14 protein-coding genes and 1 tRNA gene are annotated in these 14,017 nt (G+C 59.6%); 11 read left to right on the top strand and 4 right to left on the bottom strand.

The window, feature by feature from the left end; translation table 11 throughout:
- The 3 genes from BRA62_RS07175 to minD all read right to left on the bottom strand — a co-directional run.
- A partial coding sequence (locus tag BRA62_RS07175; RefSeq protein WP_292365887.1) for an RNA-guided endonuclease TnpB family protein occupies positions 1-710 on the bottom strand: 710 nt, incomplete at its 3' end.
- A 143-nt stretch (positions 711-853) separates the two neighbouring features.
- The gene (locus BRA62_RS07170) at positions 854-1,054 is read right to left on the bottom strand and encodes a hypothetical protein (protein WP_214041253.1); all 201 of its coding nucleotides are present in this window, start codon (positions 1,052-1,054) and stop codon (positions 854-856) included.
- Entirely contained in the window at positions 1,051-1,839 is a 789-nt protein-coding gene (minD, locus tag BRA62_RS07165) for a cell division ATPase MinD (RefSeq protein WP_292365886.1), read from the bottom strand. Before minD ends, BRA62_RS07170 begins: the two co-directional genes overlap by 4 nt.
- 357 nt (positions 1,840-2,196) lie before the next feature.
- Between minD and BRA62_RS07160 the strand changes: the two genes are divergently transcribed.
- Positions 2,197-2,556 carry a roadblock/LC7 domain-containing protein gene (locus tag BRA62_RS07160; RefSeq protein ID WP_292365885.1) on the top strand — a complete coding sequence of 120 codons (360 nt, stop codon included), beginning with the start codon at positions 2,197-2,199 and terminating at the stop codon, positions 2,554-2,556.
- Positions 2,556-3,191 (top strand): response regulator, encoded by a 636-nt coding sequence (locus tag BRA62_RS07155; protein WP_292365888.1) that lies wholly within the window; start codon positions 2,556-2,558, stop codon positions 3,189-3,191. The genes BRA62_RS07160 and BRA62_RS07155 overlap by 1 nt, the downstream gene beginning before the upstream one ends.
- 116 nt (positions 3,192-3,307) lie before the next feature.
- Here BRA62_RS07155 and BRA62_RS07150 read toward each other — a convergent pair whose 3' ends face one another.
- Positions 3,308-3,739, bottom strand: a complete 432-nt coding sequence (locus BRA62_RS07150) for a phosphate-starvation-inducible PsiE family protein (protein WP_292365884.1) — start codon at positions 3,737-3,739, stop codon at positions 3,308-3,310.
- Positions 3,740-3,930: 191 nt separating this feature from the next.
- Here BRA62_RS07150 and BRA62_RS07145 point away from each other — a divergent pair.
- The 9 genes from BRA62_RS07145 to BRA62_RS07105 all read left to right on the top strand — a co-directional run bounded on the left by BRA62_RS07145 (position 3,931) and on the right by BRA62_RS07105 (position 13,984).
- Positions 3,931-4,004, top strand: a tRNA-Lys gene (locus BRA62_RS07145).
- A gap of 78 nt (positions 4,005-4,082) precedes the next feature.
- A complete protein-coding gene (locus BRA62_RS07140; protein ID WP_292365883.1) occupies positions 4,083-4,334 on the top strand; it encodes a DNA-directed RNA polymerase subunit H in 252 nt (83 codons plus the stop codon).
- Between the two features lie 43 nt (positions 4,335-4,377).
- Entirely contained in the window at positions 4,378-5,919 is a 1,542-nt protein-coding gene (locus tag BRA62_RS07135; RefSeq protein WP_292365882.1) for a DNA-directed RNA polymerase subunit B'', read from the top strand.
- The gene (rpoB, locus tag BRA62_RS07130) at positions 5,916-7,730 is read left to right on the top strand and encodes a DNA-directed RNA polymerase subunit B (RefSeq protein ID WP_292365881.1); all 1,815 of its coding nucleotides are present in this window, start codon (positions 5,916-5,918) and stop codon (positions 7,728-7,730) included. The genes BRA62_RS07135 and rpoB overlap by 4 nt, the downstream gene beginning before the upstream one ends.
- A 21-nt stretch (positions 7,731-7,751) precedes the next feature.
- Positions 7,752-10,400 carry a DNA-directed RNA polymerase subunit A' gene (locus tag BRA62_RS07125; RefSeq protein ID WP_292365880.1) on the top strand — a complete coding sequence of 883 codons (2,649 nt, stop codon included), beginning with the start codon at positions 7,752-7,754 and terminating at the stop codon, positions 10,398-10,400.
- Positions 10,397-11,569, top strand: a complete 1,173-nt coding sequence (gene rpoA2 / locus BRA62_RS07120) for a DNA-directed RNA polymerase subunit A'' (protein ID WP_292365879.1) — start codon at positions 10,397-10,399, stop codon at positions 11,567-11,569. Before BRA62_RS07125 ends, rpoA2 begins: the two co-directional genes overlap by 4 nt.
- Positions 11,570-11,580: 11 nt before the next feature.
- A complete protein-coding gene (locus BRA62_RS07115; RefSeq protein WP_292365878.1) occupies positions 11,581-11,868 on the top strand; it encodes a 50S ribosomal protein L30e in 288 nt (95 codons plus the stop codon).
- Positions 11,869-11,871: 3 nt separating this feature from the next.
- Positions 11,872-12,321, top strand: a complete 450-nt coding sequence (locus tag BRA62_RS07110; protein WP_292365877.1) for a NusA-like transcription termination signal-binding factor — start codon at positions 11,872-11,874, stop codon at positions 12,319-12,321.
- A 268-nt stretch (positions 12,322-12,589) separates the two neighbouring features.
- A complete protein-coding gene (locus BRA62_RS07105; RefSeq protein WP_292365876.1) occupies positions 12,590-13,984 on the top strand; it encodes a hypothetical protein in 1,395 nt (464 codons plus the stop codon).
- Positions 13,985-14,017: the final 33 nt, after the last annotated feature.

Below are 14,017 nucleotides of genomic sequence, written 5' to 3'. Positions count from 1 at the left end.
GCAAGTCTCTGGATCGTCTTCTCCCGATTCTTCGATCCTTTCCTCTTCCGGGACACCCGCCGCTGCAACACCTTCAGGCGTTGAATGGAGTTTTTCAAATACCGGGGATTCTCGATCTTCTCTCCGGTAGAGAGCGTTGCAAAATCCTTCAGGCCGACATCGATCCCCAGAGTGGTATCCAGAGCAAATGATGCAGGTTCCGGCTCCACCGTTCCGTCATCAACGAGAATACTGACGAACCACTTCCCGGTCGAAGTCACCGAAACCGTGGCGTACTTCATTTTTCCGGCGAAGAACCGATGAAAGGTTGTTTTAATCTCGCCGATCTTCGGGAGTTTAACTCGACGGTGCTCGAAATCCACGGTGTAATGCTGCGGCACTTGAAAGGATTGTACCGGGTTCTTCTTCGACTTGAACCGGGGAAACCCTTTCTTCTCGCGGAAGAACCGGGTGAAGGCATTGTCGAGGTTCTTGTTGGCACTCTGGAGCGATTGGGAGTTGGCTTCTTTGAGCCACTGATGTTCTTCTTTGAGTGCGGGAAGACGGGTGTTCAGGTCGAAGCAGGAGAGTTTTCGACCTTCCTGCTCGTATGCCCGGATCTTCTGCTCCAGAGAATTGTTGTACACAAACCGGCAGGCATGGATGTGCCGCATGAGGAGCGTGACCTGCTCCTTATTGGGATACATCCGATACTTGTAGGCCTGGAGCATACAGGGATTATTGCGCCTTATAATAAGATATAGTTTCCAGTAATCTCTCGAGACGCGTGACGAAGGGCGGCTCGCTTGCATCCCCGCACCTATTGGACGGGGCCTTCCCGCTCCGTCCCTTTCACCCCCGCAAAATAAAACCCCTATCCCCGCATATTCTTATACTCCTCGACGCTTCGTGTCAACTGCTCCAGTTCGCTGCCGGTGATCTCCATTCTACCCGTCAGCGCATCGACCTCCTTGAGGAGCTGCTGGATGCGCACGTACATCACGTACATAATAAACAGCAGGCAGATGATGGTTACCGAGAGTAGGACTATCATGATTGCATTCATATCAGTCATCGTGATTCTCTCCTGAATAATGCGCGGGCAAGCCGCTCGACAAACCCTTCCTGCACCTCCCGGGGTTCTTCTTCAACAGGGAAGCCCGCTAAAGAGGCGGCGATTCTTCTGAACGCTTTCGATGATTCGGATCCTGGCGACTTCACGACGACCGGCGTCCTTGCCGCTGCCGCCCTTCGTACGTTTGCGTCTTCGGGGACCGTATCGATGACCGACACGCCGAGAGTCTTCTCGATCTTTCTCCGGTTCATCTCGGCGTCCTCCAGGACCGCCCGGTTGATGATGGCCCCGCCGATGCTGCCGCCGATCGTCTCCGTCAGGATCTTGATCTTTAAAGCGTCCACGAGCGAGGATATCTCGGGGTTCACGACCAGCAGGACCTCGTCTGCCACGGTGAGGGGTACGACGGCATCGGTGCTGATGCCGGCAGGCGCATCAAGGAGCAGGAAGTCGCACCGATCGGTGAGGTCCCGCATCACGTCTTTGAGCCGTTCGGGGTCCGCGTTCTGGAACCCCCGGAGCGAGAGGCCGCTCGGTACGACCTTGAGGCCATAGGGCCCCTCGTATATCGCATCCTGGATCTGCGCCTCCCCTGCCAGGACCTCATGGAGCGTGACCGGTGTCTCTGCGAGCCCCAGCACCAGCGCGAGGTTGGCCATACCCATGTCCATGTCAACGATGCAGGTCTCCCTGCCGTGCTGAGCCAGCGCTGTTCCCAGGTTTGCGGTGACGGTCGTCTTACCGGTTCCGCCTTTTCCGGAGGCGATGGTGTAGGCCCTGATCATCTAAAACCGTCTCAAGGATAGATAGTAGTTGTCACATTTAAAATTATTTGTTTGACTTGCCTGTTAGCGAGACCTAAATACGTTTTTAGCGCCTTGAGGCACCCCCTCTCGGGTAAAATCGTCAGGTAAGCATCAAATCGTGTCGTGACAAACTGGTTTCATGATACTGCTGCCAGAACCATCCAAACCTCAGAAACAGTATTCTCCTGACCCCGGAACTGAAATCGCCTGCTAAGCGTGGTAAAAATCGAGTAAAGGCAAGTCTAAAGCAATAGCGATTCGATATTCATATATGATGCGACGCTCATACCTCAGTGAGCTATACCGGGGGTTAGTCAGATGAGTTATCATCCCTTCATGGAAGAGAATGCCCAGAGACACATCGATGAGATCCGGTCCGTCGCGGGTGTCGCCGCATGCGCTCTCGTATCCAGTGAGGGCACAATTATGGGTAAGTGCTTCCGGGACGGGAGTCTTTTATCGTCGCTTTTTGCAGCGATGTGCGCCACGGTCCTTGCATCGGCGGAGGCGGCCTGCGGCAGTGCCAATATAGGGCGGCCGTCCATGGTCACCATCACCGCACCCGACGCCACAATCCTCATTGTGGGTGTTGGGGAGGCCGCCCTGATCACAGCGGTAATAGATAAGTCTGCGGATCTCTCAACAGTACAGAGACAGTTATCGGATATAGCAGTCAGGATCGGAGAGGAGGCATGATGTACACAATACTGGTTGTTGACGATAGCCCCATGATCGTCGATGTTTTTGTTACCATGCTGGAGCGTGGTGGCTATCGGCCGATCACAGCCTTTAGCGGCGAGGAATGCCTGGAAATTTTGAGTGCAACACCCCCGGACCTGGTTCTCCTGGACATCATGATGGAGCCGATGGACGGGTGGGAGACGCTTGAGAAGATCAAGGACAACCCTGCGACGCGGGACATCCCCGTCCTCATGCTGACCGCAAAACCCCTCACCCCCGAGGAAGCAAACGAATACGGCGCCTACATCGAGGACTATATACTCAAACCCACCACACACCACCAGCTCTACGAGGCCATCGAGCATGTGCTGGCACGCCGGCACTCCATCGCTGCCGACATCGAGCGGGCGCGCGAGGCCGGCGTGGATCCCCGGATCGTCGACGAGTATGAACGCCTCGCAAAGAGCGTCGATATCAACAGGCGCCTCTTAAAGATCCTGGAGACCACCTACAGCATCAAGGACGCCCGGGCGGGAATGGGCGAGGACATCACGAGGGCCATAAAGAGCATGGCGGCGAGCATCAAACTCCAGGAGGAGCGCCTCGATCAGGTCCGGGCCCAGTTTGAGGATCTCTTCGAGGCGCGTTGAGCGGCCTCGTCCCCCTGTTTTACAGAGCACTCTTTGAACCGGCGCATCCGCGGCCGCAAAGAGCAGTGGAGAGGCGGGCAGTTTTTTGCACCTCCTCTTCTGCGCATTCCTGCCCTCTAATAACTGTCTGCGCGTTCCAGTCTTCCAATAAAGACGATCGCGATCGTCAGCACGAGAATTGCTGCGAGTGTCATCCCGATGTCGAACGGCTCGACGGGCTCGACTCCGAAGGTCAGGACGCGCCGCACCATCGCGGTGATGCCTGCGATCAGGATCGGCGTCACCTGCACCCTGTTGGTCCTGAAATACGCCGTCACGGTCTCCAGGATCTCCACGATGATGAGGGTCAGGAGGAGCGCGTGCAGCACCTCAAGTATACCCTGCGTCATGTCCTCGACCTGGACGAGCGCCACGACCTGCAGGATAACATCGTAGAACGAGAATATCGCGAGCAGGGAGAGTGAGGCAGCGATGAGCAGGTATATGCCCAGTGTCACCCATGATATGGCGGATATGGCTTTATCTGCACTGCTTTTAGGGGGAATCATGCGGGCACCCTGATCCGGGGGGATACGTATATAAACAGGATGTTCGGAGGGCATTAAATATTTTGGTGGGTGTGCAACGGGTGGAGAATTGAAAAGTTTATATCGTTAGACTGCGAATTATATGATACACCGGCAAGTAAATTATTTATACTATTCTCGCATTGTAATAATGCTGGATGGCAGTACGTGCGGGGTCTATAGCTCAGTTAGGTAGAGCGCCTGGCTTTTAACCAGGTGGTCGGGGGTTCAAATCCCCTTGGGCCCGTTGCCATGGGCGATGTCTATGGATTTTAACAAGGTGATGCATCTGATACGTAACTTTTTCGTCGGTGAGGTGTAAGCGATGGGCACAACACTCGACGTACTTAACCATGAGATGGTTCCGGACCATCAGATTATGGACGAAGAAGAGGTCGCTGACCTCCTTGCGACGTACCATATCTCTCTAGAACAACTGCCAAAAATGTATCATGACGATCCTGCGGTAAAGGCTGTCGGGGGCGATATCGGGAACGTCATCCGGATTACTCGTGACAGTCGCACCGCGGGCAGAGCCGAAGCTTACAGGCTCGTCGTGAAGAGACCGAAGAAATAATTCAGAGGCCGGGGAGCTGATCCATCTGTTAGACAGAAGTGTTTTGTCGAGAGCATATTTTTCACGGGAGCACGTAGCGCGCCACCAGTTAGACTCTTATAATAACTTTCTCCTGTACAACCTTCAGAAAGTCGTCGATGAACAGCGTATCATCGAGACCGATATCGAGACCCGTGGAAAGGGAAAAGAGGCCGTATGGGTTGAACTGGGCAAGATCGAGGTGAAGAAACCCCGTGTCCGCGAGGCGGACGGGTCGCAGTCCGAGCTCTTTCCGAGTGAGGCGCGCCTCAGGAACCTCACGTACGCGGCACCCATTCAACTCGAGATGACGCTTGTCCAGGGCGAAGAGCCGCAGGATCCGATCGTCACCATCATCGGGCAACTGCCGGTGATGGTGGGCTCGGCCGCCTGCAACCTCTACAACATGAGTGACGCCGAGCGGACCGAGCACGGAGAAGATCCACTCGATCCCGGCGGTTACTTCATCGTCAACGGCACGGAACGGGTGCTGATGACGCTCGAGGACCTTGCGTCGAACAAGATCATGACCGAGTTCACCGAGCGCTACAACGAGCGGATCTACGTTGCCAAAGTCTTCTCGCAGTACCGGGGCTACCGCGCGCTCGTTATCGTCGAGCGGAACCGCAAAAACCTGCTTGAGGTCTCGTTCCCCTCGGTCGCCGGGCACCTCCGTTTCGTCGACCTGATGCGGGGGCTGGGTCTCCAGGGCGACCATGACATCGTGGAGGCGGTCTCTACCGACGAAGAGATCCTCACCTTCATGATGCAGAACCTGGAAGAGAGCGATTGCGACACCGTCGACGACGGCGTCATGTATGTCGGCAAAAAACTTGCTCCCAACCAGACCCGGGACTACCAGCGGAAACGGGCGGAGTTCGTCCTTGACAACTACCTCCTTCCGCACTTAAACTACCTGATGCCGGTGGGCTTAAAAGAGGAAGACCCCGTATACCGGCAGACGGTCGAGGGCGTCCGCCTCGCAAAGGCGCATTTCCTCGGCCGCATGGCCGAGGCCTGTTTCGACCTGGTGCTCGATCGTCGCCGGATCGACGATAAGGACCACTACGCGAACAAGCGGCTGAAACTTGCCGGCGACCTGATGGAAGATCTCTTCCGGATCTCGCTCAACCGCTTAACCAGGGACGTGAAGTACCAGCTCGAGCGGGCAAGCATGCGCCACCGCGACCTCTCGATCGGGACCGCCGTGCGCGCGGACGTCCTGACCGAACGGCTGCTGCACCCGCTTGCCACCGGCAACTGGGTGGGCGGGCGCACCGGTGTCTCGCAGCTCCTGGACCGGGTGGACCACATGGCGGTCCTCTCGCACCTCCGGCGCGTCATCTCACCGCTCTCCCGTTCGCAGCCTCACTTCGAGGCCCGTGACCTGCACCCCACCCAGTGGGGCCGGATCTGTCCGAGCGAGACTCCCGAGGGTCCGAACTGTGGACTGGTGAAGAACTTCGCCCAGATGGTCGAGATCAGCAAGGGCGTTATCAACGAAGAGGAAGTGAAGAACATTCTGTATGATATGGGCGTCATCGCCCTCCGGAGAGAGACGGCATGAGACAGTCACGTGTCTTCGTTGACGGAGCTCTTATCGGGCTCGTGGATGACCCCCGGGAACTTGTCGGGCGGATGCGCGATATGCGCCGGCGCGGCGAGATCTCTTCCGAGGTCAACGTCTCCTACAAGGAGTTCAACAACGACGTCATCATCCACACCGATCGCGGCAGAGCGCGCCGCCCCCTGATCGTCGTCAGGGACGGCACACCCCAGGTGACCGGCGACGACATCGAACGCCTCCAGAACGGTGAGATGACCTTCGCCGACGTGGTGCGGAAGGGTGCGATCGAGTTTGTCGATGCCGAGGAGGAAGAAGATCTCTTCATCGCCATCCACGAAGCGGACCTCACTCCCGAGCACACGCATCTGGAGATCGATCCCTCGCTCATCCTGGGTATCGGTGCGGCACACGTTCCGTTCCCCGAGCACAACGCCAGTCCCCGTGTCACCATGGGCGCCGGGATGGTCAAGCAGGCGCTGGGCTTTGCGGCATCGAACATGAAACTCCGCCCCGACACCCGCGGGCACATGCTCCACTACGTCCAGAAACCGCTCACCTACACCCAGACCTCCGACGTGATCGGTTCCGACGAGCGGGCTGCAGGCCAGAACTTCGTCGTCGCCATCATCTCGTATGAAGGGTTCAACATTGAGGATGCTCTGATCATCAACAAGGCCTCCATCGACCGGGGCCTCGGGCGATCGCATTTCTTCCGCACCTACGACGGCGAGGAACGGCGTTACCCCGGGGGCCAGGTCGACCGGATCGAGATCCCGGACGAAGAGGTCTCCGGTGCGCACGGCGCCGAGTTCTACGCGAACCTCGATGTCGACGGCGTCATCAATCCCGAGACGATCGTCCGCGAGAAGGATGTGCTGATCGGCAAAACCTCCCCGCCGAGGTTCCTCGAGGAGCCTACGAGCGAGCTCATCGCCGTCGAAAAGCGGCGCGACACCTCGGTCACGATGCGGAGCAACGAGCATGGTATCGTGGATACCGTCATCATCACCGAGGGCGAGAACTCTTCGCGCCTCGTCAAAGTCCGGACCCGTGACCTCCGGATCCCGGAGGTGGGCGACAAGTTCGCGTCCCGGCACGGGCAGAAGGGTGTTATCGGGCTCATCCAGCCTTCGGCGGACATGCCGTTCACCGAGTCGGGCATGACGCCGGACCTGATCATCAACCCCCATGCAGTCCCGAGCCGTATGACCATCGGGCATATGCTCGAGATGCTGGGCGGCAAGGTCGGTTCTCTCGAGGGCCATCGGATCAACGCGACGGCGTTCCGCGGCGAGCGCGAGGCGGATCTCCGGAATTCACTCAAGGAACTCGGATTCGCCCACAACGGCCGCGAAGTGATGTACGACGGGATCACCGGCCGGCAGTTTGCGGCCGACATCTACATCGGCGTCATCTATTACCAGAAGCTCTACCACATGGTATCGAGCAAGATGCACGCGCGGTCGCGCGGCCCCGTGCAGGTGCTCACCCGCCAGCCGACCGAAGGGCGTGCCCGCGAGGGGGGTCTCCGGTTCGGTGAGATGGAGCGGGACGTGATGATCGGCCACGGTGCGGCCATGGCCCTAAAAGAGCGGCTGCTTGACGAGTCGGACAAGGTGACCCAGTGGGTCTGCGCGAAGTGCGGGATGGTGGCGATGCTTGACCGGAAGCGGAAGGTGACGCGGTGCCTTGCCTGCGGCGGCGAGACCGACATCTACCCTGTCGAGATGAGCTATGCCTTCAAGCTCCTCCTCGACGAGATGAAGAGCATGGGCATTGCTCCCCGCCTGAGACTCGACGATATGGTGTAAGAGAGGGGGCACAATCAAACCATGACCAGTCCAAAACGTGTTGGAAGGATCGAGTTCGGGCTTTTTTCCCCGAAAGAGATCCGCAAGATGAGCGTTAGAAAGATCATCTGGGCGGACACCTACGACGACGACGGGTTCCCCTACCCGCAGGGCCTGATGGACCTGAACCTGGGTGTCATCGACCCGGGTCTCCGGTGCAAGACCTGCGACCAGAAAGCGGCCGATTGTCCGGGGCATTTCGGACACATCGAACTCGCGAAGCCCGTCATCCATGTCGGCTACACCCGGCTGATCCGGAAACTCCTGCGGGTGACCTGCAGGTCGTGTTCCCGGCTGCTGATGACGGCCGAAGAGGTCGAGAAGATCATCGGCCACGAGGACAGCGAAATCGCATCAGAGGTCGTCTCCGAGAAAGACATCAAGAAAGAGCGGGTTTGCCCCCACTGCGGGGAGCAGCAGCTCAAGATCAACTTCGAGAAGCCCACCACCTTCTCCGAGGTCTTCGTGGAAGAGGGGCGGAAGGTCGAGCACAAGCTGACCCCGGCCGATATCCGGGCGCGCCTCGAGAGGATCCCCGACGAAGATCTCCGGGCTCTCGGGGTCAACCCGGACGTCGCGCGCCCTGAGTGGACGGTCCTCACCGTCCTCCCGGTCCCGCCGGTCACGATGCGCCCCTCGATCATCCTCGAGAACGGGCAGCGGTCCGAGGACGACCTGACCCACAAACTCGTGGACATCATCAGGATCAACCAGCGGTTCAAAGAGAACCAGGACGCCGGCGCGCCCCAGCTGATCATCGAGGATCTCTGGGAACTCCTGCAGTACCACGTCACCACCTACCTCGACAACGAGGTGGCGGGGTGCCCGCCCGCCCGCCACCGGAGCGGTCGGCCCTTAAAGACTCTTTCGCAGCGTCTTAAAGGGAAGGAGGGACGGTTCCGCGGCTCGCTCTCGGGCAAGCGCGTGAACTTCTCGGCCCGTACGGTGATCTCCCCCGACCCTAACCTCTCCATCGGCGAGGTCGGGATTCCGCTCGCCATCGCGAACGAGATGACGCTTCCGATCCGGGTGACCCCGTTCAACATCGAGGAGATGCGGCAGTATGTCCTGAACGGCCCCGAGCGCCCCACCATCCGGTCGCCCTGCGGAGCAAACTACGCTATCCGGCCGGACAACCGGAGGATGCGCCTCTCTGAGGCGAACCTGGAGACGGTCGCGGAGATGCTCGAGCCGGGCTGGACGGTGGAGCGGCAGTTAAAGGATAACGATATCGTTCTCTTCAACCGGCAGCCCTCGCTGCACCGGATGAGCATCATGGCCCACCGGGTCATCGTGATGGACGGGAAGACCTTCCGGCTGAACCCGGCCGTCTGCCCGCCCTACAACGCCGACTTCGACGGCGACGAGATGAACCTGCATATCCCGCAGACCGAGGAGGCGCGGGCCGAGGCCGAGATCCTGGTCTCGGTGTCGTCGAACATCCTCTCGCCGAGAACCGGCGGCCCGATCATCGGCGGTATCCACGACCACATATCGGGCATCTTCCTCTTAACGCATACCGTCCGCCACTTCAGCAAGGAGGATGTGCTTTACCTCACCCAGCATCTGCCTATCGAGCACCTGCCCGAGCCTGCTGCGACGGATCCCGACGGGAAACCTCTCTGGACCAACAAGCAGGTATTCTCGCTCGTCCTCCCCGACAACCTGAACATGCTCTTCAAGGCTTCGTCGTGCCAGAACTGTGAGACCTGCCGGCGGGAGATGTGCGAGAACGACGCGTTCGTCCGGATCGTCAACGGGAACCTGGTCTCCGGCACCATCGACAAAAAGGGAATCGGTGCCTTCGACGGTCAGATCCTGCACCGGATCATCAGGCAGCACGGTATGAAGCGGGCTGCCCGGTTCATCGACGACGTGACCAAACTCTCGATCCGGGGCATCATGCTCGAAGGGTTCTCGTTCGGTATCGACGACGAAGACCTGACCAAGACCGAGTACGGCCAGATCGACGAGGTGCTCAACGGCGCCGTCAGCGACGTTGAACGCCGGATCAAGATCTATAACGAGGGGCAACTCGAACCGATGCCCGGGCGGACGCTTGAGGAGACGCTCGAGATGCAGATCATGCAGGTGCTCGGCAAAGCCCGTGACCGCACCGGTGAGATCGCCGGGCGGCATCTCGGGATGGACAACAGCGCTGTGGTGATGGCGGTCTCCGGTGCCCGTGGGTCGATGCTGAACCTGACGCAGATGGCCGGGTGTCTCGGACAGCAGTCGGTTCGTGGCGAGCGGATCATGCGTGGCTACGAGGACCGGACCCTGCCGCATTTCAGGCGGAATGAGCGCGGTGCGGAAGCGCACGGGTTCATCACCAACAGTTACAAGAGCGGGCTCTCCCCCACCGAGTTCTTCTTCCACGCCATCGGTGGGCGTGAGGGTCTTGTGGACACTGCGGTCCGGACGTCGCAGAGCGGGTACCTCCAGCGGCGGATGATCAACGCCCTGCAGGACCTCAAGGTGGCGTACGACGGCACCGTCCGGACGACGGGCGGCCGGATCATCCAGTTCTGCTACGGCGAGGACGGAACCGACCCCGGAAGGAGCAGTTACGGCGCCCCGGTGGACGTGAAAGGCATCATTGAGAGCGTCTTAAAAGAGGAGGTCAAATGAACAGCGATATGGAGCAGCGGATCGATACCCTCGATCTGCCCTACCGGACCCGGGAAGACCTCAAAACGAGTCTTGCGGAGCGGGACGTCACCGACGAAGAGTTCGACCGGATCCTCGAGATGGTCTTCTCCGAGTACAGGAAGAGCCGTATCGAGCCCTGCGAGGCGGTCGGCGTCGTGGCGGCGCAGTCGATCGGCGAGCCCGGCACCCAGATGACGATGCGAACCTTCCATTACGCGGGTGTGGCCGAGATCAACGTTACCCTCGGCCTTCCCCGTCTCATCGAGATCATGGACGCCCGGCGCGAGCCGAGCACCCCCACGATGGCGGTCTACCTGCTCAACGACTGGGCGTTCAACCGTGACCGCGCCCGTGAGGTGAGCTGGCAGATCGAGGCCGCGCCGCTCCACGAGTTCGGGGATATCACCATCGACATGGAGAACATGCAGGTTCTCGTCATGTTAAACAAGGCGGTCTGCGACCGGCGGAAGATCGGCGTGGAAGAGATCCTCGAGACGGCGCCGAGGAAGATCCGCGAAAAGCGGCACTTCCGCGACTTTGACGTCGAGGGGGACCCGAAGAGGGCCTCGCTCACGTTCACCCCGAAGAACCGGGAGAGTTACCAGAACCTCTTCCAGCTCGCGGAACACGTCAGGCACGTCATCGTCCAGGGCATCGACGATATCGAGCGGGTCGTCGTCAGAAAGGAGGGTGGAGAGTATATCCTTTATACTGAGGGCTCCAACCTAAAAGATGTCTTCGAAGTCGAAGGAGTCGATACCTCCCGCACCCGGAGCAACAACATCAGCGAGATCGCCGATGTGCTCGGTATCGAGGCCGGCCGGAATGCAATCATCCAGGAGGCCTTAAGTACCCTGAACGAACAGGGTATCGGCGTCGATGTCCGTCATATCATGCTCGTCGCGGATATGATGTGCATGGAAGGTGAGGTCAAGCAGATCGGCCGGCACGGTATTGCCGGCGAGAAGGAGAGTGTCCTTTCCCGGGCTGCATTCGAAGTGACGGTCAACCATCTGCTGGATGCTGCAATCGCGAACGAGGTGGACGAACTGAACGGTGTCACCGAGAACGTGATCGTGGGCCAGCCTATCCAGCTTGGCACCGGTGATGTGAAACTCATCGCAAAACCCATAAACCTGAAAATCTAGGAGAAATCATAATGGACTTTAATGCTTCACTACGTAAAGCCGTGAAGACTGGTACAGTGTTCCTCGGGCGAAACAAGACCCAGGAATCCATCGAAGAAGGCAAGGCAAAACTTGTCGTGGTGGCCAGGAACAGCCCGGAATCCGTTAAAAATCTGGTGAAAGAGACCGACATCCCTGTCTACGTCTACGAAGGCTCGAGTGTCCAGCTCGGGAAAGCCTGTGGCAGGCCTTACGTCGTCAGTGCGCTTGCCGTGGTCGAGCCAGGCGAATCCGATATCCTGAATGCTGCGAGAGTGTAGACGATGCCACAGGTCACGCTGACTGAGGAGTGCATGCGCCTCATCTCCCAGTTCGAGAGCCTTACCGGCGCAGGCAGCCGCGATTGCATCGTCGATAACCGCAACGAGCGGATCATCTTCGTGATCAATCCCGGTGACATGGGACTCGCCATCGGCAAGAGCGGGTCGAGCATCAAGAAGGCTTCCGACGTGATGGGCAAAAGGATCGAGGTCGTGGAATACTCCGCAGACCCGGGCCAGTTCCTCCGGAACTGCTTCCTTCCCGCCCAGGTCACAGGTATCGACTTCGACACGAACGAGGAGGATCAGCAGGTCGCCCTTATCGAGGTCCGCGACGAGGACCGGGGCCTTGCCATCGGCAAAGCCGGGAAGAATATCTTCAAGGCAAAGGTTCTTGCACAGCGCCAGCACGACATCGCCGATGTCCAGCTGATGCAGAACGAGACTGCCTGAACGTTCCTCCTCTTTTTTACAGTTCTCCTGAAAAGTTTTCCCCGGGCCGATCCGCGCGGGAGGTTTCGAGCGGGCCCCTATCCAGAAATTATTTATATCCGTGTGCGCTCCATGAGACTCCCATGAGCGGTGGGTCCGTCCGGATAGTGACGTCTGTTTTATCTGCAGCAGAACCGGCGAACAGGGTGCGTGGAGTTCCCGGATACCTGGGGTGGTGCCTTTGAAGGGGTTTTTTCTCGTTATCGGGGCTCTGGTGCTGTGTATCGTTATGGCCGGCCTTCTCACATCCGCTCTCGCCGGCTCCGGCGAGAACGGCACCGTCGATGCACCGGGCGAGAAGCCCGTTGATAAGAAAGTGCCGGTCACGCCTGCAGACGGAAAGGCCGTAACACAGAAGGAGCCCAATCTCCTGGTAACCGGAGAGGCCACGCCGACAGAGACCATGCCTCCATCCGAAGAGGTGCCCGCGACGACGGAACCGGCGACGACGCCCGCACCATCCCCGGCCGCAACGACCCATTCGGAGTTTACCGGAGCTGTGCTCACAAACACCAACGAGACCGGCGATGCGGAGACGGAGGAGACGCTGACGGCAGCGCCGTCTCAGAATGCAACAAACACCACCGAGACGGAGACCGAATACGTCGACGACTCCGACGACGAGGAGGAGGATACGAACCCGACACCCACCCTGGACCGGTATGCTCCCCCGCGCCCGAGCGCGACGATGGCGAAAGCACACAAGTCTCACGACCGGCCGCTGGTGCAGAGCGATCACCAGCTGGTCAATCCTGGAGCATCGTATACTCCTGAGGAGAACGAGACCGCCCAGGCGGCCCCGGTCGCCGTCGCACGCGACGGCCTGCTCGTCAGGGGCGTCGGAGTTATCCTCGACCGGACACCCGAAGACGTCGCCCTCACCCGGAGCGGAGTGGAGATCGCGAATCTCGACTGGCTCCTCGACCCGGCGATGCGTCTGGGCGGCCGGCACCCGCGGGCGGTGTTCGAAGGTGAGACCTTCACCGTCACCGTGACGGTCGAGGCGAGGAACCTGACGGTCACGGGGGATAACCCGGCCTACGTCGTCCTGGTGCCGCCCCCGGACGAGACCGGGGTCTACGAGATCACACGGACCCGCGAGCCCCGGGGTCTCGAGGACGGAGAACGCGGTGTCTGGGAGTTCTCGGTCGTCACCCGCACCGGAAGGCTGACGCTTGCAAACCTCACCCTCCCCGAGGAGCGGCTGGTCACCAACCTGACGTCGAACCCGGATCTCTTCGCCTTCCGGGTATACGCTCTTGCCGGCAACCAGGAGGTGCTCTCGACGGGTGTCTCCGACCCGGTGCTCGCCATCCGGCCCGACGGGGGCGCGGAAACGGCGGAGGCGTCTACTCTCCCCGAGGTTTACGCGCTTGCGGGCATCCCGGACTCGACGCTCCGCCCGTCAGAGACGATGGCCGGGGCGTGGGCGCGGGGCGTCGATCACGATACGATCGTCGTCGGGGCTATCGGGCACCTCGAGACCTTAAGTGGTCTGGACAGGGAGGATTTAGCGGCCGTTTACGACCTGGAAGGAGGAGGTGAGGAGGGAGAGCAGTCCGCGTCCTCGCCGTCACTGTTCGACCAGATCATGGAGTTCTTCCTGGGAACGACTTCCCCGTAGGGGAAGGAGTTCGAGAAAACGCTTCGCGTTTTC

Origin of the sequence: Methanoculleus sp. UBA208 (assembly GCF_002498065.1) — an archaeon.
Taxonomy (GTDB): domain Archaea; phylum Halobacteriota; class Methanomicrobia; order Methanomicrobiales; family Methanoculleaceae; genus Methanoculleus.
Note: the sequence above shows the minus strand (reverse complement) of the source record. Positions and strands in the feature narration are given on the sequence as shown.

Coding starts and splice junctions, on each gene's coding strand:
- rpoB (WP_292365881.1), top strand. CDS start 5,916: ATGAGACAGTCACGTGTCTTCGTTGACGGAGCTCTTATCGGGCTCGTG.
- BRA62_RS07170 (WP_214041253.1), bottom strand. CDS start 1,054: ATGACTGATATGAATGCAATCATGATAGTCCTACTCTCGGTAACCATC.
- BRA62_RS07160 (WP_292365885.1), top strand. CDS start 2,197: ATGGAAGAGAATGCCCAGAGACACATCGATGAGATCCGGTCCGTCGCG.
- BRA62_RS07155 (WP_292365888.1), top strand. CDS start 2,556: ATGTACACAATACTGGTTGTTGACGATAGCCCCATGATCGTCGATGTT.
- BRA62_RS07105 (WP_292365876.1), top strand. CDS start 12,590: ATGGCCGGCCTTCTCACATCCGCTCTCGCCGGCTCCGGCGAGAACGGC.
- rpoA2 (WP_292365879.1), top strand. CDS start 10,397: ATGAACAGCGATATGGAGCAGCGGATCGATACCCTCGATCTGCCCTAC.
- BRA62_RS07125 (WP_292365880.1), top strand. CDS start 7,752: ATGACCAGTCCAAAACGTGTTGGAAGGATCGAGTTCGGGCTTTTTTCC.
- BRA62_RS07140 (WP_292365883.1), top strand. CDS start 4,083: ATGGGCACAACACTCGACGTACTTAACCATGAGATGGTTCCGGACCAT.
- BRA62_RS07110 (WP_292365877.1), top strand. CDS start 11,872: ATGCCACAGGTCACGCTGACTGAGGAGTGCATGCGCCTCATCTCCCAG.
- minD (WP_292365886.1), bottom strand. CDS start 1,839: ATGATCAGGGCCTACACCATCGCCTCCGGAAAAGGCGGAACCGGTAAG.
- BRA62_RS07150 (WP_292365884.1), bottom strand. CDS start 3,739: ATGATTCCCCCTAAAAGCAGTGCAGATAAAGCCATATCCGCCATATCA.
- BRA62_RS07115 (WP_292365878.1), top strand. CDS start 11,581: ATGGACTTTAATGCTTCACTACGTAAAGCCGTGAAGACTGGTACAGTG.